Consider the following 20,560-nt stretch of genomic DNA (forward strand, 5'->3'; position numbering starts at 1 on the left):
CAGTTCACCTGGATGAGCCCGTTTATCGGGACGGCGATGATCGTCGCACCGATGAACACCCGCAGCAGTCTGCGCGGCGCCAACCAGCCGATGCGACGCATCAGCGGATCCAAGAGCCTGTCGTGCAGCTTCAAGAACCCCAGACCGTTCAGCAGATAGTAGGCGGCGTAGCCGCCCAGGAACGCCAGCGCCGGTTCGAGATTCGGTGAGATGTTCACGTACGGCCAGGACAGCGGGAAGTGCAACATGCGCGGATCGAATATCGCGAACGTCGCCCAGTTCGCCAGTGGATCCAGCACTCCGGTGATCAGGCCGGCGAACGCGATGATGACCGCCCAGTGCACCTTTCGCTGCCGCCACGACAACCACACCAGGACGGTGATCAGACCGATCGCCAACGGGATCGAGCTGATGGAGACGGCCAGCGGCCAGTTGTCGAAGCCGAGGAGCGGCGGATACGGGTCGGGGCCGGGATTCGGGTTCGCTTTCTTCGGGTCCCCGTGCAGACCTGTCTGAATGTTCGCGATGGTCACGATGGCGAACGCCAGGTATGCGATGAAGAACAGCGACCACCCAATCCTGGCGGGCCACGGGGAGAAGTGGGCTTCAGCCGGCTCTGCCGAAGCGGAGTTCGGCGTCCAATCAACGGTATTGGTCACCTCACACCGCCACGGGAAGCGTGGACCACCCTCTGACGCTGGAGGTGTGAGCGCGTTTGGCCGCAGCGTAATCGACCTCCCAGTCGGGCCATCGCTTCAGCACCTCCTCGAGCGCGACCCGCGCTTGCATCCGCGCGAGCGCGGCGCCGAGGCAGAAGTGAATGCCGCGACCGAATGACAAATGAGAGGCCTGCCGGTGGATGTCGAACCGGTCCGCGTCCGGGTACTGTCGCTCGTCCCGGTTCGCTGAACCGTTGATCAGCAGCATCACCGAGCCCTCGGCGACCGTCTGACCATGGAATTCGACATCACGAGCGACGTGTCGTGCCTGCACGGGCGATGGCGCCTCGAAGCGCAGCACCTCCTCGATCGCCGTGGGAATCAGGCTGAAATCGGCCGCCAGTTCGCGGCGTTGGTCGGGGTGATCCGACAGCAGTTGTCCGGCAAAGCCGATCAGCCGCGTCGTCGTTTCGTTTCCTGCGCCGACGAGCGTGCCGGCGTAGGTCAACACCTCTCCGCGAGTCAACCGCCTGCGGCTACCGTCACGTTCCTCGATCTCGGCGTTGACCAGTTCGGTCATCAGATCGTCTGATGGGTGGTCGTATCGCCAATCGATGAACTCCTCCAGCATCGAGCCTTGTCGCGTCAGCATGTCATCGGCCGCATCGACAAGTTCGCCGTCTTTGAGTTCGAGAAGCCGGTCGGTGTTCTGACGGATGGCGATCTGCTTGTCCTCCGGTATGCCCAACAGATATCCGATGGTGCGCATCGGCATCCATGCTCCGAGGTCGGCGATGAAGTCGAACGTCTCGGCGTTCTCGAGTGGCTCCAAGGCGCGCCGGCAGAACTCTCGCGCCAACGGTTCGATGGCAGCCATGCGCCGTGGCGTGAACACACCCGACAACAAGCTGCGATGAAAGTCGTGGATCGGAGGGTCCTCGAACAGGATGATGCCCGGCGGTACCTCGACGCCGTTGAGGATGATGTCGATGGTGGTGCCTTTGCCCGAGCGATAATCCTGCCAGTTGGCCAGCTCTCGGGCGACGTCGGTGTGCCTGCTCAGCGCGTAGAAACCGTATTTGTCGTTGCGGTAGAGCGGCGCTTCGTCGCGCAGCCTCTTCCATACGGGGTAGGGATCGTCGTCGATGTCGAAGTCGAACGGGTCGTAATACGGCTCAACCTTCACCCTGTAGGTCACACCGTGAGAATAGGCTTTATCGGTCGCCGTTTTGGCGGATTTCTCCCGGCTCGGCCTCCCGGTGGGCACCGCCGAGCACCCGCGTCATGGCCGCCTACCGCCACAAACGCCCGTATGAGAATATGAATTCTCGCATCGCGTGACGTTGGGTGCACCTGCTTAGAACGGGATCGAAGGAGGCGGCAATGGCTCCAGCCGCCGTACGCAGCTTCATCTTCGCCGTCGAGTTCCGGATCGCCGAATCCGAGCGCGTGGGACCGGTGCTCGCGCAGCACGAAGAAAGTCTTCGCGATCTCGGCGCGCGGTATGCGTTCGTGTACGAGTCGGTGGTCGACCCCGGGAAGGTCCTGGTCGTCATCGGGATCCGAACCGAGCGGCCGCTGCTCGACCTCCTCCGCTCCCCGTACTTCTTCGACTGGTTCGACGCGGTCGGCATCGACGACCTTCCCGCCGTCTTCGCCGGTGAGGTCGTCGAACGATTCGACCTCGGCGAGCCCCCCGAGCCGGGTACCGAGGTGGTGGTTGCCGCCGTCACCCGGGTCCAGAACGTCGAGGTCTTCATGGCTCGCGTGCGCGAATCACTCGCCGACTTCGCCCGCGAAGGAATCCGCCGAACACTCGTGTACCGCGCCTTCGACACCCCTCGCGAAGTGCTCTTTCTTCATCAGCTTGCGTCGGCCCGTACCGCGTTGCAGTGGATCGCGGACTCCGACATCGCTTCGGAGTGGCTGACCTCCGCCGGCGTCGGCGCCTATCCGCCCGTCTTCGTCGGGCGGTTCGTCCATGCGATGCGGCTGGCCGAGACGGCCGGGACGGATCTGCACTGATGTATGTCTGCTTGTGTCTGGGCATAACGATCGAGGCGGTCTCCGATGCCGTCGCCTCAGGAGCCAGGACGTCGCGTCAGGTGTCCGACGCGTGCGGTGCCGGATCGGACTGTGGCAGGTGCCGACGAACGATCCGCTCGATCATCAAATCCGCGGAAGCGGAAACTCAAGTCAGGTAGGAGAAGCACGGCATGAGCGATCGACACTCCAATATCGAGGGCACGAGGATGCTCGTGATCGGCGCATCCTCGGGCATCGGTCACGCGCTTGCGCGGGCGGCTCACACCAGGGGCGCCCGTGTCGCGCTCGCGGCCAGACGGGTCGAGCTCCTGTCCGGTCTGGCCGAAGAGCTCGACGGTTCCGCGCACGAGCTCGACGTCTCCGATCCACGCGCGATCGAGCGGGTCGTCGACGAGGTGGCCACGACGTTCGGTCAGCTCGACGCGGTGGTATTCACCAGCGCCGTGGTGCCGTTCGCGTTGATCGAGGAGACCGACGTCACGACGTGGTTGCACGCCTACGCCGTCAACGCGGTAGGCGCATCGCATGTGCTGCGTGCAGCGCTCCCCCACCTCGCCGACGACGCGGTCGCGCTCGTCGCGTCCAGTCACGATGTCGGTAGGCCACGCGCGGGCGTCGCGGCCTACCACGCCAGCAAGGCCGCGCTGGACGAGATCCTGCGATCATGGCGGGCCGAGCATCCGGAACTGGCCGTCATCCGTGTCAGCGTCGGCCCGACGGAGGGCACCGAGATTCTCCGCGGGGCGGACCGGGATCTACTGGCCGATCTCTACCGGGCCTGGGCACAGGAGGGTCAGATTCCGGCGAAGATGTCCGCCGTCAATGACGTGGCCAACGCCATGCTGTCGTTGATCGCCATGTCCCGCGCCAATCCCACGGTCGTGAGCGACATCGTGAACCTGGCCCCCCGCCTGAGCGCCGGCCGATAGATATTGCCAGTCAGGGGATTTGGATCCGTCGGCTGGGCTCCATCAGGGCGCTCAGCTGTTCTTCGACATCTCTGCGGCTGCCGTGTCGGCCCACTGCGCGTGATGCCTGCCCATCGTCATGGCGCCGTTCCACCCGCCGTCGGTCCACAGCACCTCACCGCCGACATAACTGAACCGCGGGCTGCCGAGACAGACCAGCGGCCAGGCTTGTTCCTCGGCAGTCGAATAGCGTCCGACCGGTCCGACCGCCTCATCGACGGTCTCCTTGCCCATCAGGTTCTGGAAGGCCGGCATCATCGCCGTCTCGGTCGGGCCGGGGTTGATGCAGTTGATGCGGATGCCGCGGCGGCCGAGTTCGGGATACCACCAGCCCACCCACGCATCGATGATGTACTTCGAGTAGGCATAGCCGCTCCACGACCACAACTTTTCGTTGGCGGTGAGCCATTCGACGGCGGACTCGAACCCCTTGGTTTCGAGCAGGCCTGTGATGACCTTGATGTGGTCCTGCCAGCCGATCGCGGCCGACGACGAGATCACGCTGATCGCCGACCCTTCGGGCATCTTCGGCACGAGCTGCTCGGCCAGGTGACGTGCCCCGACGAAGTTGACCAGAATCGTGTCCCATTCGCTGAACGGCGGACCGGGCAGCCCCGCACAGCTGAAGAGCCCGTCGACGGGGCCGTCGATGGACGCAGCGACCTCTTCGATGCTCTTGGCGTCGCGCAGATCGATCTGTAGCGCGCGGGCAACGGGAACGGTCGTCGGTTGGATGTCCAGGGCGGTGACCGTCGCACCGAGATCGGCGAGGATTTGCGCGGTCGCCTGGCCCATGCCCGACGCCGCACCCGTTACAACCACCGACTTGCCCCGGTACCTCAGCACATCGTCCACGGCGCGCTCCTGTAGAGAATTTCATTTACCGATTGTGAGAACCTACGTTATCACCGGTGTACTGTCGCACTGTGACGGTTTCGAACGGGGCCGCCCCATGACCGCCGGCAGCCGCCCACTGCGGATCATTCAATGGGCCACCGGCGCTGTCGGCTCCGAAATGATCACCACCATCCTCGATCACCGCCCCGACCTCGAGTTGGTCGGAGCCCGCGTGTATTCCGACGCCAAGAACGGGGTCGACATCGGGACCCTGGTCAACAGAGCCCCCATCGGCGTCACCGCCACCACTGATGTCGCCGCAATCCTCGAGTTGGACGCCGACCTCGTCTTGTACGCACCGTCTTTCACCGACCTCGACGATGTCTGTGCGTTGCTCGAGAGCGGAAAGAACGTGGCAACGCCGTCATTTCTGTTCCACCCTCGGCGCATTCCCGAGGCCGACCGGGACAAGGTCCTGGCGGCGTGCGAGAAGGGCAACAGCACCATCCACGGCAGTGGGCTCAACCCGGGCAATCTGTCTGGTGTGCTGCCGCTGGCGCTGTCGGGCATGAGTCGCACGATCGATCGCCTGACGCTCCAGGAGAGGGCCGATTGGACGCTGTGGGAGAGCACCGGTATCACCTTCGATGGAATGTGGTTCGGCCGACCGGTTGACGAGGTGACCCCCACGGCCAACACGTACCTGAATTTTCTGACGAAGCTGTTCGTCGAGCAGACCTGGTTCATCTCCGACAGCTTGAATGCCGACATCGACGACGTCTCGGTGACCCTGGAAACGGTGCCGGCAACCAAAGACCTCCAGATCTTCGATCACGTGGTGCGGCAGGGCAGCACGGCCGGGCAACGCTGGAATTTCATCGGCCACCGCCACGGTGAACCGCTCATCGAATTCGAAACGCTCTGGACGGTCGGCGGCGAGTATCCCGACCACTGGCCCCGACCGCTCGATGGCTGGACATTGACCATCGAGGGCGACCCGTCCATGCGCACACACTTCTTTCCGCTGGCCAGCTTTACCCGCGAGGCATCGATCCAGGAGCACGTCCGCGCCGGCCTCGTCACGGTGGCGATGCAGGTTGTCAACGCCATCCCGGCGGTCTGCGCGGCCCCCGCAGGGTTCGCGACGATGGCGGACCTGCCACTCATTCGCAGCTACACAGGATTCGGAAACAAGCCCTGACATCGCTCGGCGTCAGTTAGCCGCTGCGGTTGGTCCAATGCGCGACAAACGGTGCGATGATCGATAGGTCATACAGCCCCGGCTCAGCCGCGACGACCGTGGGTATCGCGTTGATCGCATGCATCGCGGTGGCCAGGCACCCCTGTTCGGCGTGGTCTTCACCGGGAGAACCGATTTCGAGGTGTACTCGCATATTCGGCTCACCCTCGAAGGCGAGCTCGTATCCAATCTCGTTCGGCCAATGCGGGGCCAGATCGTCAGCCATGCGGGTGAGATGCTCGACCGATATCGTCGTCTCGACGCAGTCGACGACCACACCGAACCGCATGGCACCGACGGTGCCCGAGGGGATCTCGCCCGCGGCGACGGTCAGCGCGCGCGGCGTCGTCACGACCTCACGGAAGCCCTCGACCGCACGGATTCGCAGGCCGAGCGCCTGAGCAAGCACCGTCGCGCTACCGATCCATGCGCTCGCCGCGTACTCGGCGTTGGCGAGCAGTGGGGTGGTGTCGTCGGGTGCGTGCCCAAAACCCATGGCATTGAAGATCAGGTCGTGACTGGCGTAGGTGGAGTAGTTGAGCACTTCGCGGACGGTGATCCGGTTCGTCTGCTGTGTGAGCCGCGACAGTAGGGGCGCGATCGACTCGCCGAAGAAGCCTGGGTACAGGCCCACCCCGAGAAAAGACGATTTGCCTGCCTCACAGGCATTTTCGATGCCGTCGGCCAGCGAATCGTGCAGTGAGCGCGGATGGATGAACCGGCTGCCCGTGGCGACAACATTCTTACCCGAGGCGAGCAGGTCGCAGACGTCGGCGAAGCAGCCCGGGGTGTCGGTCTCGACCTTGCCCATGTAGAGCACCACGTCGGCATCGGAGGCGATGATGGCGTCGCGGTCGTCGCTGGCGACCACTCCCGCCTCGCCGACGCCGCACAACGTGCCCGCGTCGACACCGGCTTTTGCCGGATCGTAGACACGAACACCGACGACCGTGAGATCGGGCCGACCGAGGATGTGGCGTAGCGCCATCATCCCCGTCACTCCGGTCGCCCACTGAATCACTCGCGTCATACGGCGCTACCTCAATCCCACACGACGTCGAGTCGAGGGGGCGAGCGGAACATCGTCCCGGTGATGTAGGGCGCGGGCGCGTCGGAATCGAGCCGGAGCCCGGGTAATTCATCGAACAAGGCGTTGAAGATCTTCGTGGTCTCGAGCCGAGCCAGATGCATGCCCAGGCAGACGTGGGCCCCGTGCGCGAACCCGATGTGCGGCTTGCGTTCCCGGAATATGTCGAACTTCTCCGGATCGTTCCACCGTGTTTCGTCGTGGTTCGCGCTACCGAGGCTGAGCATCATCGTCGCGCCCTCGGGTACGCGAACTCCGCCGATCTCGGTGTCGCAGGTGACCTCGCGCATGAAGTTGAGCAGGGGGGTTTCCCAGCGGATGCCTTCCTCGATGGCCTGCGGCAGCAGGGTGCGGTCGGCGCGAACCGCATCGAGCTGATCGGGGTGGGTCAGCAAGGCGAATGCCAAGCTGGCGGTCGAGCGTGAGGTGGTCTCGGCGCCGGCGGGCAGCAGGTTGCGCATGAAACCGTAAATCTGTTCGTCGGACATCTTCACGCCGTTGACCTCAGCGGCCGCGAGGATGGACACCATGTCGTCCTTGGGTTCCTTGCGCCGGTCGGCAAGGATCCCGACGAAATACTCCTTCATCTTCGCCGATGCCCGCATCGCGCAGTCCATGTCGCCGCGGAAGCCCAGTAGGTCGATCGCGAGTCGGTGGAAGTGCAGGACATCGGAATCGGGAAGTCCCAGTAGGGCTGCGATCACTCGCACCGGAATCGGCATGAACACCGCGTCGACGAGGTCGGCACGCTTGGCGTCCTTGATTTTCGCGATTGTTCGATCGACCAGCGGGCCGACGAGTTCGGTATCCCAGCGCTTCATCGATGAGCGAGCGAAGGCGAACTCGTGGAGCTTGCGGTAGATCGCGTGTTCGGGTTCCTGCATCTCGAGGATGGTGGGGCCCTGCAGTGGCCGCACGACGTCCTCGTAGCAGCGGGTGCTGAAGGTGATGTTGTCGGTGAAGATCGCCTTGACGGTGTCGAACGTGTACGCCGTAAAGGTCGGTGGGCCGTCTCCCGAATTGCCGATCATGCCCATCTCGGGCCACCCGGCGTGCACCGGCGCCTGTGCGCGCAGCTCCTTGAGGAGGGGATACGGGGTGGCGTCACCGTCGGCGCCCATGCCTGCATTGAATTTGTCTTGGGCGTCTCGAATGCTCTGCTCGAGATCCTCGACGCTCGCCGGCTCGAACATGCGACGACTCCTCACTGCGGATCGGCCGCTATCAACATACACCCTGGTGGTTGCGAGCCTCCATCATGTACGTTTGGCCGAAGCCATGCCATAGCCTTTCGCGAAAAGCACACCGGGAGCGTTCGATTGGTAACTCGAGTTGTCCAATGGGCCACGGGCGCCGTCGGTCGCGCTGCACTGGCGGAACTCATTGAGAACCCTGATTTTCAATTGGTGGGCGTGCTGGTGTACGACCCGGCGAAGGCCGGTCAGGATGCCGGGTCGCTTTGCGGCCTTCCGGCGACCACCGGCGTGCTCGCCACCAGCGACAAGAATGAGATCTTCGGACTCGACGCCGACGTCGTCATCCATGCCGCCAGCAAGGCCCATGCCGTCGACACCAACGCCGACGACATCTGCCGACTGCTCGCGGGGGGCACCGACGTCATCACGACGACGTCCTACAACCACCTGCCCACCTACGGCGCCGAGACCGAAGCGGCCTTCGCGGAAGCCTGTCGCGCGGGACAGTCCCGGTTCCACGCCGCGGGCGAGAATCCGGGGTTCATGTTCGAACGCCTGGTGGCGACTGTGACGGGGCTGAGCAAGACGATCGATCGAATCGACCTCTACGAAGCGACCGATGTTTCGGCGGTCGACAGTCGACCCATGCTCGTGGATCTGATGGGTATGGGCAGACCGCCCGAAGACGTCAGCGTCGACTCGCCGATCATCAAGAAGCTCGACATGGCGTATCGCCAGGCGCTCAACGCCACCGCCGATGTTCTCGGCGTCACCCTGTCGCACGTCGAGGTCTCCGTAGAGGCCACCACGCTTCCGCACGACCTCGAGGTGCTGGCAGGCACCATCGAGGCGGGAACGGTCGTGGGTCAACGGTTCTCATGGGTCGGACACTGGTCAGGCCGTCCGCTACTGGCCATTCACGAGGAATGGGTCCTCACGCGGGATCTGCCCCAATGGGGCCTCACGCCGCTGGCCGCGGGCGAGAAGGCGCCGCTGATTCGCGCCGTCATCAAGGGCGAACCGAGTTTCGAGCTCGCGCTCGACGTCGGCTGGGACGGCAAGGTGCCCAACGGGCAGCACGCGCAACCGGGGCATCTGATGATCGCAATGGGCGCTGTCCGGGCGATCCCCTACGTGAGGGCTCAGCCGCCAGGGATCGTCACGGCGCCGGTGTTCGGTGCGATCCAGCTGGGGAGCCAGCGCCGGAACTGAGGTTCTGCACGCGATTTCACGACGTCATGTTGGTGCACAAGTTCAGTCTCGGCACGAGCCCACCGCGCGTGAGATGTTGTCGCTGGGCGCCGCGTGGAATACGTGTCCGCTTCCATCCGGTAGCACCCGCCGCGCGATCAGGTAATCGGAGCCGAGCCAACCCTGCCTGATGTAACGGCCGAACCGGAGGAAGGTACCCGGGGCTCCGCTCGCCGACGGCACGAGCTTCACCTGCTCGATTCCCTCTTTGACCCCTTCGCCGGTCAGCGGCCTTGCCGCCGCCAGGCCCCGGGCGATCACGGTCGCGACGTCGTGGCACAGGCCCGGCATCGAGTGCGCCGGTCGGCGGCCGTACCGCGCCTCGAACCGGTCGAGGAATGCCTGACCGACATGGTTGCGCTCGTCGTAGCTGTCGAGACCGATCCATCCGCGTAGGTGGCGCATCCACTCGGCGTTGATGTGTGCCATCTCGAATGCCGTCGTGGTGTAGCGCGGCGGATCCCAGCCGGCACTCTCCAGGGCGTCCGAGAAGCCCCACAACCCGTGGCCGAAGCCAACGTGGACAAGGGCATCGGGACCGGTGGCCCGGAGTTCGGCGACCACCGCCGCCTTGTCCGCTTCGACCTGCGGGATGGCCGCCGTGGCCACGACCTTCAATCCTGCTGCGGAATAAGCCTTCTCGGCGAACGCCAGATACTCCTTGCCGATGAGCGATGCCTCGTACGCGATGGCGATACGCGACCTTTCATCGCCGAGCATCACCGCGGCGAGCATGACAGGCTCCTCGGGCATCGACCCGTTGTTGAGCGCGAACGTCCACTCACCCAGCGCCTCCTCCGATCCCGAGAGGATGAGATTCGGGACCTTGGCGACCCGGTTGGCGTGCGCGGACAGCGGCACCGCGTTGTCGGAGACGTATGGGCCGAAGATCACCAGGCAGCCTTCGGTGACCAGCTCGTCGTAACCGCGTTCGACGGCGTGGTACGTGCCGTTGGGCAGGCCGATGACGTCGCGGCGTATCACCTCGATCGGCCGGTCGACGAGCCCGACGGAGACCGCTTCGTCGAACACCAGCCGTAACGTGTCGAGCGTGTCGTCCTCGGTGCCGGCCCTGGTCGGATAGTCGTTGAGCAGGCCGACTTTCAGCGGGGCGACCGATCCGTACGCGCGAACACCTTCGTCTGCCACATTCAGCAACATACAACATGCAGGTTGTGTGGCAACGCTAACCTACACGGTGAATGTTGCTACCATGCTCGGCATGGCCAAGCGTGGTGGCACGGACTCCGAACGACGTGCTCGCGGAGATCAAACCCGTCGCCATCTCATCGATGCCGGGCGCATCCTGTTCGTGCAGAAAGGCTACTTCAACACCAGCATCGGCGACTTGGTCGAGACCTCGGGCGTCGGCACCCGCGGCGCCTTCTATCACCACTTCAAAGACAAGGCCGAACTCTTCCGTGCGGTGTTCGAGGAGGTCGAGCGGGACCTCACATTGCGCTCGCTGTCCTCCCCGCCGCGCGGCGCGGACTCGTGGGAACGCCTCTGCGCAGGTCTTCACGGCTTCCTCGAGTCTGCACTCGAACCCGAGGTGCAACGCATCATGTTGGTCGACGGGCCTGTCGTCTTAGGCTGGCGGACATTGCGCGCGATCCAGGAGGACAACAGCATCGCGTTGATCAACGAGATGGTGCGCAATGCCATCGCCGAAGGCAGCATCGACGATCTGCCCGTTGCCGAGCTCACGCACATGCTCGTCGCATCGCTCGAGGAGGGCGCGCTTCTGGTGGCACACGCGAAAAGCCCCGGCCGAGCACGCGGTCGTGCGGCACGGATTCTCGACCGGCTTCTGCTCAGCTTCGCGACGGAGCCGCGCAAGGTGGTCAGGCGGTAGTGGTGGTTCATTCACGTCTCGGGGTGACGGCCTACCACATGGAAATGAGCGTTTCCATTTTTGATTATCGTTCTTCTACTGGACTGATAATGTTGCTTCGCCCTCGTCGCAAGGAGATCTGATGTCAGACGCGCCATCGCTGCGAGTCGCCGTAGTCGGAGCGTCTGCGGGCCTGGGCCGCTGCATCGGTATCGGGCTCGCGAAGAAGGGCGCCCGGGTCGCGTTCCTCGCGCGGCGTCGTGACCGCCTCGAGAACGCCGCCAAGGAGGCGGGCAGCGGCGCGGTGGCCGTCGCGTGTGACGTCACGGACGCGGACGCCTGTCAACGCGCCATGACAGCCGTGTTCGAAGACTTCGGCGGTCTCGACGCCCTCGTCTACACGACCGGCGTCGGTGTTCTCGCCCCGCTGACCGAGGTGACGGCCGAGCAATGGGCAAACCTGTTCGCCACCAACGTCACCGGCGCCTCACTCATCACCGCGGCTGCTGCACCTCACCTGGCCGCCAACGCGGGTTCGGCGGTCTACCTCTCGTCGCTCAGCGCTTCCTACTCCGCGCCATGGCCCCTGCTGGGTGCCTACGCCGTATCGAAGGCGGCGTTGGACAAATTGGTCGAGGCCTGGCGCATCGAACACCCCAACATCGGCTTCACCCGCCTGGCTGTCGGTGACTGCTTCGGCGGTGAAGGAGACTCCCAGACCGAGTTCAACAAAACCTGGGATCCGCACGCACTCGAGAACGCCATCCGGTTCTGGATGGACAACGGTTACATGCAGGGCGGTCTCGTCGAGGCGAATCACCTCGTTGACGTCGTGCACAACGTACTTCGCTGCGGTAACAGCAGTTTCATTCCCTATCTGACATTGGCTCCCCGACCGTCGGGCGCCGTGGCCGAACTTCGACAGTGGTGAAGGACACCCGGTGACACACGAATCACGCATGCTCATCGACGGCAAGCTCGTCGAATCCGAAACGGGCCGGAAGTTCGACAACATCAACCCCGCGACCGAGGAGGTCCTCGGGGGCGCCGCCGACGGCACGCGCGCCGACATGGAACGGGCGGTGGCGGCCGCGCGCCACGCGTTCGACCACAGCGACTGGTCGCGAGACGGTGAAGCCAGGGCCGCCGGACTGCGTCAACTGCAAGCGGCGCTGGAAGCCGAACGCGAGGAGATCCGCGCGGAGCTCATCGCCGAAGCCGGCTGCCCGCTGCTGAGCACATTCGGGCCGCAGCTCGACGTGCCGCTCAAGGAGGCCTTGAGTTGGCCGATCGACATGATCAGCCAATTTCCCTGGAAGCGAACGCTTCCCGACAAAGATGCCTTCGGTATGGGTACCCTCGCCGCGCGTGAAGTGTGGAAGGAACCCGTGGGGGTGGTCGGTGTCGTCACCCCGTGGAACTTTCCGTTCGAGATCATTCTCAACAAGATCGGGCCGATCCTGGCCATGGGCAACACGATGGTACTCAAGCCCGCTCCCGATACACCCTGGAACGCCACCCGCATCGGCCGGATCATCGCCGAGCAGACCGACATCCCGCCGGGAGTGATCAACATCGTCACCTCGTCGGACCATCTGGTCGGCGAGGTTCTCTCGACCTCTCCCCTCGTCGACATGGTGGCCTTCACCGGTTCCACGGCGACCGGGCGACGCATCATGAAGGCCGCGGCCGACACCGTCAAACCCACATTCCTCGAACTCGGCGGCAAGTCGGTGTACCTGGTACTCGACGACGACGGCGACATCAGCGCAACAGTCGGCGGCAGCGCGTTCATCTCCATGCACGCCGGACAGGGTTGCGCCATGCCGACCCGCCTGCTGGTGCCGAACAGTCGCTACGCCGAGGCGGTCGAGATCGTCAAGGTCGCGATGGAGAAGAACAAGTACGGCGACCCCACCGATCCCTCGGTGCTGCAAGGACCCCAGGTGTCGAAACGCCAGCAGGACAGGGTGATGGGGTATATCGAGAAGGGTAAACAGGAGGGAGCCCGACTCGTCACCGGCGGAAACATCCCATCACACCTGAAGAAGGGATTCTTCGTCGAGCCAACCGTTTTCGCCGACGTCGACAACCGGATGACGATCGCCCAGGAGGAGATCTTCGGTCCGGTGCTGTCGGTCATCGGATTCGAGGACGACGACGATGCGGTGCGCATCGCCAACGACTCCATCTACGGCTTGTCGGGCGTGGTGTTCGCCAACGACTTGGACCGTGCCAAGTCCGTAGCCGGCCGGATCCGCACCGGGACTCTCGGAATCAACGGCGGTCTCTGGTATGGCGCGGACGCCCCCTTCGGCGGCTACAAACAATCCGGTGTCGGACGGCAGTGCGGCATCGAAGGACTCGAGATCTTCACCGAAACCAAGACTGTCGGCTGGCCGAAGGAGTCGTAGATGAAATCACGTGCGGCCGTGTTGCGCGGAGTGGGCATCGACTGGGAAGTCACCGATATCGAACTGGACCCGCCCCGCGCCGGCGAGGTGGTGGTCAAGATGGCCTACGCCGGTATCTGCCATTCCGACGAGCACTTCTACACCGGCGACAGCGTGCCCAGTCCGGAGATGGAAGAGCTGATGCGGGCCTCCGGCGTGCCGGTGCCCGAATGGTTCCCGATGCTCGGCGGGCATGAGGGGTCGGGCATCGTCGAAGAAGTCGGCCCTGAGGTCAAGACGCTCAAACCCGGTGATCACGTGGCGATCTCGTTCTTCCCCGCCTGTGGGACCTGCCGTTGGTGCGTGACCGGACACACCTATCTGTGCGACGTCGGTGCCGACATCTACAGCAAGGCGATGACCACCGACGGCACGTGCAGACGCCATGTCGGCGACGAAGACCTGATGGCGATGATGCAGGTCGGCACCTTCTCCGAGTACGTCGTGGCGTCCGAACGCTCGCTGGTGAAGGTCAACGACTGGATCCCGCTGGAGGCTGCTTCCCTCGTATCCTGCGGCGTCACAACGGGTTTCGGATCCGGCTCGGTGGCGGCGGGAACCCAACCCGGCGACACCGTCGTGGTGGTGGGAGTGGGGGGAATCGGCATGAACGCCGTGCAGGGCGCGAGAGTCGCCGGGGCCAAGCACATCGTCGCCGTCGACCCGAACGAGTTCAAACGCGAGGTCGCGCCCACCTTCGGGGCGACGCACACCGCCGTCGACGCCGGCGCGGCCCTGGAACTGGTGAAGGAGATCACCTGGGGCGTGATGGCAGACCGCGTCGTGCTGACGCCGGGCGTGGTGCCGGTCGACCTCGTGATGGTGGCGCTGATGCTGCTGCGCAAGGGAGGCACCTGCGTCCTCACTGGCATGGCGAAGGTCAGCGACATGATGGTCCCGCTGAGCCTGCCCGACATGGTGAGTTCGTGTAAGACCCTCAAAGGGGTGCTCTACGGCGAGATGAATCCTCGCGAAGCCATGCCGAGGCTGCTGTCGCTGTACGAGGCGGGCACCCTCAAGCTCGACGAGTTGATCACCCAGAAATACAAACTCGACGACATCAACGAGGCGATGAAAGACCTGCGCGCAGGCAGCAACATCCGCGGGATCATCGCCTTCTGATGAAGCGTTGCCGCGCCTTTTCCAGACGTCGCAGAGCGCGTGCAGGGTAGAGTCGGTCTGATCAGGGGCTGAGCCCACGCCTCCCAGCGGTTTTTCTTGTCTGCAGGGGTGTGATGCTTTCGAGTTCCGACGTCGTCTTTCACAGTGACGACTTGAACGCGACCGAGGACTTCCTCGTGCGCAACTACGCGAAGATGTCTATCGGCGGTCAGGGCGAGTGTTCCTCGACCCGGATCAGTCGAAAGTGGCTCGGCGGGATCAACTACGACGAGGCCGAGTTCTCCTACGAGATGTCCTACGACTCCGAGCCTCTCGGCAAAGTGTGTCTGTGCCGCGTACTCGACGGGCACATCGACGACCACATCTTCGGCCAGCCCGCAGATGTGTTCGCCCCGGGCGATGTCGCGCTGGTGTCGCTCCCGCACCTGCCGTACTCCGGGCGGGTCCGCTCGGCCCGCTACGACCTGATCATGTTCGATCCCGAACTGCTCGGCCGTGTGGCTTCCTCCGCGTCAGGTCCGGGCGAACCGATCCGTCTCCTGAGCCATCGACCCGTCTCGGCGCAGGGCGCGCGGCTCCTCAACGCGACGTTCGACTTCGTCAAGCATGCGGTGGGGGACAACCAGGAGGCGTCTCCCCTGGTCCTGTCGACCGCCGCGATGCTGCTGGCCTCGGTCGTGGTGTCCGCCCTACCCACCGACGCGGTGGCGGCGCCGGAAGCGACGGACGGCGCGGCCAGGCCCGCACTGCTGCGCAAGGCGGTCGCCTATATCGAGGCCAAGGCTGCCGAAGAGGTCACGGTCACCGATATCGCCGCCGCCGTGCACGTCACCCCCCGTACCCTGCAGTACATGTTCAGGCGACACCTCGACGCGTCGCCGATGGAGTACCTGCGGCGGGTTAGGTTGGATCATGCGCATCGCGATCTGACCCGTGAGGACCCCACCACAGCGTCGGTGAACGCGATCGCCCATCGGTGGGGTTTCATCCACACCGGTCGTTTCTCGAGTTTGTACCGCCAGACGTACGGACGCACGCCCTCGGCCACGCTGCGGAGTTGACCGATGAGCGGCGATGAATGCGTGAGAACCGAGGCACCGAATGCGGCGGCGGGGTGGCAGTACGTGCCGCACCCGGTGCTGGTCATCGACCGCTCCGGTGTGATCCGCGGGCTGAGTGCGAGCGCCCAGTCGTTGCTGGCCGACGCCGAGGTCGGACGGAGCCTGGCGGACGCGGCACCGGGATGGCTGGTGCAGGCGCACGACCGTCTGATGCAACAGCGGTCCGGCGAGACGGCCGGCGGGGAGGTCGGCGGGGTCGCGTTCGAGGCGCGCCCCAGCTCACTGCCCGGCGGCGAAGTCGCGTGGTGGCTGATCGAGGACGCCAATCGATCAATGCGCGACGCGCAGAGGGACCTCGAGGTTCAGCGGGAGCGTGCGGCACTGCTCGACGACGTCTCGTCCGTGTTGATGGCGTCACTGAACTTCGATCGCTGCATGGAGGCCACGGTGCAGATGGCCGACCGCCATCTGGCCGACGCTGCTGTCGTCGTCGCCCCCGTCAGGGACGACCGGATGCCGGTGGTCTGCAGCGGGCCCGACGGCGCCGCCGAGCACCGCAGCGTCGAAGCCGACCCGACCGAGGTTTCCGGCCTCAGCGAGGCGCTCCGCGGGTTCCCCCCGGTGCCGTCGCGGTGGATTGATCCCGCGTCGGTGCCCGACTGGATGATTCCGTCGCACTTCGCCGGGCCCGTGGGTTCGGTGCTCATCACGCCGCTGCCCGGCCACGGCGTTCCGGCCGGCGCGCTGGTGTTGCTGCGCCACGTCTCGCAGGCGGCGTTCACCGAGAGCGAGGAGTTGTTCGCCCGCCTGTTCGCGACGCGCGCGGGTGCCGCACTGTCGGCCGCGCGGCTGTACGCCGAGCAGTCGGCGATCACCCGCACGCTGATGCGCGACCTGCTCCCGCCTCGGCTGGCACAGCATGGGGATTTCGAGCTCGCCGGCGGTTACCGCGCCTCCGACGACCACCAGCTGGTCGGTGGCGACTTCTACGACGTTCACCCCGCGCAAACACCGGACGGCGAAACGCTCGTGGTGCTCGGCGACGTCTGCGGGAAGGGCCTCGAGGCTGCGGTGCTCAGCGGCAAGATCCGCAACACCCTCCAGGCGTTGGCCCCGCTCGCCGATCAGCACGAGGCGGTGCTCAAACTGCTCAACAGGGCCCTGCTGAGCCCGGACAACAGCCGCTTCGCCACCGTGGTGCTGGCCTCCATCTCACGCCGGGACGGCCAGTTGTTGGTGCGCATGACCTGTGCGGGGCATCCCCCTCCCCTCATCGTGCGCAACGACGGAACCGTCGAGCAGGCCGATACCCGGGGCATGCTGGTGGGCGCGCTGCCCCAGTTCAAGGCGCGCTCGTGCGAGACGACGCTGGCACCCGGCGAGACGTGCCTGCTGTACACCGACGGCCTCACCGAGGCACGCGGCGGCCCGCTCGGCACGGAGATCTTCGGCGATGACCGGTTGGCCGACGCGATGGCGCAATGCGCGGGGTTGCCCGCAGAGGCGGTCGTCGAGCGGATGATGATGCTGGCGTCGCAATGGGTAACCGGTCGGGACCATGACGATATGGCCGTCGTCGCCATCTCGGCGCCGCGCCGGACACATCTCAGTGCCGTCGACGGCCGCACCCCAGGTAGGTACATCGCGTGAACAGTCAGAACGCCGACACAACGGCGTCGGCGACCGATCCGGCCGCCGTGCGCGACCGGTTGTGGCATGCGGCGCTCGACGGTGACGAGCAGACGGCGGTGACCGTCGTCTTTGGAGCGGTGGACGCGGGTCTGGCACCCGAGGACGCGCTGCTCGAGGTGATCGCCCCGGTTCAGCGCAAGGTCGGCACGGAGTGGGCGGCCAACCGGATCACCGTCGCGCAGGAACACGCGGCGACCGCGATCAATGATCGCGTCATCGCCGCCCTCTCGCAGCACACCGCCGATCGGTCAACCGGGGAGGCCGGCCGCGTCACCGTCGCCTGCGTGGACGGGGAATGGCACGCCCTACCTGCCCGCCTCCTCTCCGAAGTCCTGCGCTTGCGGGGTTGGCGGGTGGATTTCCTCGGCGCCCAGGTGCCGACGCCGCACCTGATCGCACATCTGCATCAGCACGCGCCGGACGCCGTCGCCTTGTCGTGCTCGATTCCGACCCGACTGCCCACCGCCCACGCCGCCATCACGGCGTGCCAGGGGGCAGGCGTCTCGGTGCTCGTCGGCGGTGCGGCGTTCGGGCCAGACGGGCGCTACGCGCGACTGCTCGGTGCCGATGCTTGGGCGCCCGACGCCCGTGCCGCCGCGCAATGCCTGAGCGAGGGCATCGGACGGCTTCGCCTGACGCCGAACAGGCAGGCCCACCATGACCTGCCGCATCTGGCCGATCAGGAGTATTCGATGGTCAGCGCGTCTAAACCGCAGCTGGTCAAGACGACCGTGGCAGACCTGGAGGACCGCTTCCCTGCGATGCGGAACTACACCGAGGCGCAACGCGAACGCACCACCGAGGACATCGCCCACATCGCCGACTTCCTCGCCACCGCTCTCTACACCGATGACGACGACCTGTTCACCGGTTTCATCGTGTGGACAGCCGAAGTGCTCAGTTCCCGCGGTGTCCCAGCCACGTCACTGATTCCCGGGCTGGAGTTGTTGGCCGCTCAGCTGCAAGACTTTCCGCGGACCCAGCGCATGTTGGCCGCCGCCCGCACCGCCCTCGTCCCCGACTCCACACCAACCGCATGAAACTCACCCTGAAGCTCGAGATCACGATTCCCTCGGCACGCATCCACGTCGCCGGCGACCTCGACTACGGCCACACCGCGCCGCTGTTGGACGCCGTATCCGAGCTGATTTCCGCCAACGCCGGTGTGCGAGAACTGCACCTGGATTTCACTGGACTCGGATTCCTCGACTCCACCGGGCTGTCGGCCCTGTTGATCGTCCATCGCGAGGTGTCGCGCTCCGACGTCGTGCTGCATCTCGACAACCGGCCACCCCACCTCGAGCGCGTCCTCGAGATCACCGGTCTTCTGGACCATTTCACCACCGTGCCACCCGCCGCGTCACAACGCTCGGACGAGATCGAGATCGGTTGACCGGGACGGCAGGCCGGGTGGTGGCGCTCAAGCGCTACCCGGTCAAATCGATGCTCGGGGAGACACCCCAGCGTATCCGGGTCGGGCCGACGGGTGTCGAAGGCGACCGGCGGTACGCGCTGATCGACGAGGAGACGGGTCGCGTCGCGACGGCCAAACATCCGCGCCGGTGGAGTGCCCTGTTGCGGTGCGCGTCGAGCACCGAGGAAACCGGCAGCGTCGCGGTCACGCTGCCCGACGGCCGCCGCATGCCGGTCACAGAGGTGGGTGCTCCCCTGTCCGAGATGCTAGGCCGCACCGTGCATGTCGCCGATGAACGGGCAGCGGGCGCGGTCCTCGAACGGTCCGATCCGCTGGAGGTGCTCGAGCACGGCATCGACGCCGAGTTCGATCCTGTGCTGCTCGAACTCGGACAGGGTGCGCCGGGCGGCGCGTTCGTCGACCATTCCCCGGTGCACTTGATCACCACGGCAACGCTCGACGCTATCGGCGTCGGCTTGAATGGGGCGCTGCGGTACCGTCCGAACGTCATCATCGAAATGGCCGACGGCTCGGAACCCTTCGGAGAGAACGATTGGGTCGGCTCCGAGATCACCCTCGGCGAGGTCGCGTTCCGTGTCACCTTGACCACACCGCGGTGCGCCGTACCGACGCTCAAACACGGTGATACCGAACGTCTTCCAAATGCCGTGCGGTACCTGCTGGACCACAATCGGGTCGAGGTGCCCGGGTCGGGAACACTGCCCTGCGCCGGGGTGTACGCCGAGGTCGTCGCCGCGGGCGCCGTCAGTGTCGGTGACGAGGTGCGAGTCGGTCCGCCGCAGCAGCGTTGACGGCGCCGGTGACCCGTTCGACTATCGGGCTGTCCAGTTTCCAGCACTGCCAGAACAGCGGCACGTCGAGGTGCGCCTTCGCGATCCGCACGAACGAGCCGTCGTCCAACCGCGGTCGTGCCAGCGCCTCGGGAAACATGCCCCAGCCCAGGCCGGCCTCGACCGCCACTCCAAAGCCCTCCGCTGTGGGCACGAAATGCTCCGGTCGGGAGATGTCGCGGCGAAATACCCTGCGCACCAACATGTCCTGTAAGGCATCGTCGCGGTTCCATGCCAATGACGGTGCGTGCGCGGCCGCGGCAGCGGTGAAGCCGTCAGGTAGATATCGGTCGCGGTAAGCGGGGCTCGCCACGGGGACATAGCGCATCACCCCCAGCGGTTGCACCCGGCAACCCGACACCGGTGCGCTCTCGGTCGTCACCGCGCCCATCACCACGCCCTCACGCAACAGACGCGCCGAGTGGTCCTGGTCTTCGATACGGATGTCAAACAGCACATCGCCGAGGGCAGCGAACACCTCGGTGAACCACGTGGCCATCGAATCGGCGTTGACTGCCATGGCAACTCGAGGCGTGGTTCCGCTACCCCCCGCCAACCCCGCGAGCGCCTCCGCCTCCAGCAGCGCGGTCTGTGCCGCCAGACGTAACAGCGGAATACCGGCCGCCGTTGCAGTACAGGGTTTTTCGCGGACGACCAGTACCTGCCCGACCCGTTGCTCGAGGGCTTTGATGCGTTGGCTGACCGCCGACGGCGTGACATGCAACTGTGTCGCCGCCGCGTCGAACGAGCCGTGCTCGATCACCGCCGCGAACGCCGCCAGCTGCTGACCGTCGATCGTCACATTAGGAATGCTAATGCATCAGTAGAAACATTAGCTGTACTGATCAT

Annotated in this window: 20 protein-coding genes and 1 pseudogene; 14 read left to right on the top strand and 7 right to left on the bottom strand. The window is 65.4% G+C overall.

Annotated features, from left to right (window positions below; all coding sequences use genetic code 11):
- Positions 1-659: pseudogene (locus A5650_RS14580) on the bottom strand (spirocyclase AveC family protein); the annotation flags it as partial.
- A gap of 1 nt (position 660) precedes the next feature.
- On the bottom strand, positions 661-1,857 hold the full coding sequence (locus A5650_RS14585; RefSeq protein WP_067292565.1) for a cytochrome P450: 1,197 nt from the start codon (positions 1,855-1,857) through the stop codon (positions 661-663).
- A gap of 185 nt (positions 1,858-2,042) precedes the next feature.
- Between A5650_RS14585 and A5650_RS14590 the strand changes: the two genes are divergently transcribed.
- Genes A5650_RS14590 through A5650_RS14595 form a run of 3 tightly spaced genes read left to right on the top strand, consistent with a single transcriptional unit; the run spans position 2,043 to position 3,634 of the window.
- Positions 2,043-2,684, top strand: coding sequence for a hypothetical protein (locus A5650_RS14590; protein ID WP_067292569.1), 642 nt, complete (start codon positions 2,043-2,045; stop codon positions 2,682-2,684).
- Positions 2,684-2,863 carry a (2Fe-2S)-binding protein gene (locus tag A5650_RS26430; RefSeq protein WP_082691064.1) on the top strand — a complete coding sequence of 60 codons (180 nt, stop codon included), beginning with the start codon at positions 2,684-2,686 and terminating at the stop codon, positions 2,861-2,863. The genes A5650_RS14590 and A5650_RS26430 overlap by 1 nt, the downstream gene beginning before the upstream one ends.
- 12 nt (positions 2,864-2,875) lie before the next feature.
- On the top strand, positions 2,876-3,634 hold the full coding sequence (locus A5650_RS14595) for an SDR family oxidoreductase (RefSeq protein ID WP_067292573.1): 759 nt from the start codon (positions 2,876-2,878) through the stop codon (positions 3,632-3,634).
- Between the two features lie 51 nt (positions 3,635-3,685).
- Here A5650_RS14595 and A5650_RS14600 read toward each other — a convergent pair whose 3' ends face one another.
- The gene (locus tag A5650_RS14600) at positions 3,686-4,528 is read right to left on the bottom strand and encodes an SDR family oxidoreductase (RefSeq protein ID WP_067292576.1); all 843 of its coding nucleotides are present in this window, start codon (positions 4,526-4,528) and stop codon (positions 3,686-3,688) included.
- A 97-nt stretch (positions 4,529-4,625) separates the two neighbouring features.
- Between A5650_RS14600 and A5650_RS14605 the strand changes: the two genes are divergently transcribed.
- Positions 4,626-5,711 (top strand): NAD(P)H-dependent amine dehydrogenase family protein, encoded by a 1,086-nt coding sequence (locus A5650_RS14605; protein WP_067292580.1) that lies wholly within the window; start codon positions 4,626-4,628, stop codon positions 5,709-5,711.
- 16 nt (positions 5,712-5,727) lie between these two features.
- On the opposite strand, the gene A5650_RS14610 is transcribed toward A5650_RS14605, so the two are convergent.
- Together A5650_RS14610 and A5650_RS14615 are read right to left on the bottom strand one after the other, a co-directional pair.
- Positions 5,728-6,780 (bottom strand): NAD(P)H-dependent amine dehydrogenase family protein, encoded by a 1,053-nt coding sequence (locus tag A5650_RS14610; protein WP_067292583.1) that lies wholly within the window; start codon positions 6,778-6,780, stop codon positions 5,728-5,730.
- 11 nt (positions 6,781-6,791) lie between these two features.
- Positions 6,792-8,030, bottom strand: a complete 1,239-nt coding sequence (locus tag A5650_RS14615) for a cytochrome P450 (RefSeq protein WP_067292586.1) — start codon at positions 8,028-8,030, stop codon at positions 6,792-6,794.
- 126 nt (positions 8,031-8,156) lie between these two features.
- On the opposite strand from A5650_RS14615, the gene A5650_RS14620 reads away from it, so the two are divergent.
- Positions 8,157-9,245 carry an NAD(P)H-dependent amine dehydrogenase family protein gene (locus tag A5650_RS14620; RefSeq protein ID WP_067292590.1) on the top strand — a complete coding sequence of 363 codons (1,089 nt, stop codon included), beginning with the start codon at positions 8,157-8,159 and terminating at the stop codon, positions 9,243-9,245.
- A gap of 42 nt (positions 9,246-9,287) precedes the next feature.
- Here the strand turns inward: A5650_RS14620 and A5650_RS14625 are convergent, their stop codons facing one another.
- Positions 9,288-10,433, bottom strand: coding sequence for an ABC transporter substrate-binding protein (locus A5650_RS14625; RefSeq protein WP_067292730.1), 1,146 nt, complete (start codon positions 10,431-10,433; stop codon positions 9,288-9,290).
- 73 nt (positions 10,434-10,506) lie between these two features.
- Here A5650_RS14625 and A5650_RS14630 point away from each other — a divergent pair, with 73 nt between their 5' ends.
- The 9 genes from A5650_RS14630 to A5650_RS14670 all read left to right on the top strand — a co-directional run bounded on the left by A5650_RS14630 (position 10,507) and on the right by A5650_RS14670 (position 19,672).
- A complete protein-coding gene (locus A5650_RS14630) occupies positions 10,507-11,139 on the top strand; it encodes a TetR/AcrR family transcriptional regulator (protein ID WP_064414040.1) in 633 nt (210 codons plus the stop codon).
- Between the two features lie 121 nt (positions 11,140-11,260).
- The gene (locus tag A5650_RS14635; protein WP_067292593.1) at positions 11,261-12,049 is read left to right on the top strand and encodes an SDR family oxidoreductase; all 789 of its coding nucleotides are present in this window, start codon (positions 11,261-11,263) and stop codon (positions 12,047-12,049) included.
- Positions 12,050-12,077: 28 nt separating this feature from the next.
- Positions 12,078-13,532 (top strand): aldehyde dehydrogenase family protein, encoded by a 1,455-nt coding sequence (locus A5650_RS14640; protein ID WP_067292733.1) that lies wholly within the window; start codon positions 12,078-12,080, stop codon positions 13,530-13,532.
- Positions 13,533-14,693, top strand: a complete 1,161-nt coding sequence (locus A5650_RS14645) for an NDMA-dependent alcohol dehydrogenase (protein WP_067292595.1) — start codon at positions 13,533-13,535, stop codon at positions 14,691-14,693.
- Between the two features lie 152 nt (positions 14,694-14,845).
- Positions 14,846-15,754, top strand: coding sequence for a helix-turn-helix transcriptional regulator (locus tag A5650_RS14650; protein WP_231992624.1), 909 nt, complete (start codon positions 14,846-14,848; stop codon positions 15,752-15,754).
- Between the two features lie 3 nt (positions 15,755-15,757).
- Complete coding sequence (locus A5650_RS14655) at positions 15,758-17,404, top strand: PP2C family protein-serine/threonine phosphatase (protein ID WP_067292602.1); 1,647 nt, start codon at positions 15,758-15,760, stop codon at positions 17,402-17,404.
- Positions 17,401-18,486, top strand: a complete 1,086-nt coding sequence (locus tag A5650_RS14660) for a cobalamin B12-binding domain-containing protein (RefSeq protein ID WP_067292606.1) — start codon at positions 17,401-17,403, stop codon at positions 18,484-18,486. The genes A5650_RS14655 and A5650_RS14660 overlap by 4 nt, the downstream gene beginning before the upstream one ends.
- Positions 18,483-18,839: an STAS domain-containing protein gene (locus A5650_RS14665; RefSeq protein ID WP_067292609.1), complete on the top strand. Its 357-nt coding sequence runs from the start codon at positions 18,483-18,485 to the stop codon at positions 18,837-18,839. Before A5650_RS14660 ends, A5650_RS14665 begins: the two co-directional genes overlap by 4 nt.
- Positions 18,836-19,672, top strand: coding sequence for an MOSC domain-containing protein (locus A5650_RS14670; protein ID WP_067292612.1), 837 nt, complete (start codon positions 18,836-18,838; stop codon positions 19,670-19,672). The genes A5650_RS14665 and A5650_RS14670 overlap by 4 nt, the downstream gene beginning before the upstream one ends.
- On the opposite strand, the gene A5650_RS14675 is transcribed toward A5650_RS14670, so the two are convergent.
- Positions 19,626-20,513: a LysR family transcriptional regulator ArgP gene (locus A5650_RS14675; protein ID WP_067292617.1), complete on the bottom strand. Its 888-nt coding sequence runs from the start codon at positions 20,511-20,513 to the stop codon at positions 19,626-19,628. The two genes, A5650_RS14670 and A5650_RS14675, sit on opposite strands and share 47 nt — an antisense overlap.
- Positions 20,514-20,560 lie beyond the last annotated feature (47 nt).

This window comes from Mycobacterium sp. 1164985.4 (assembly GCF_001668575.1).
Taxonomy (GTDB): Bacteria; Actinomycetota; Actinomycetes; order Mycobacteriales; family Mycobacteriaceae; genus Mycobacterium.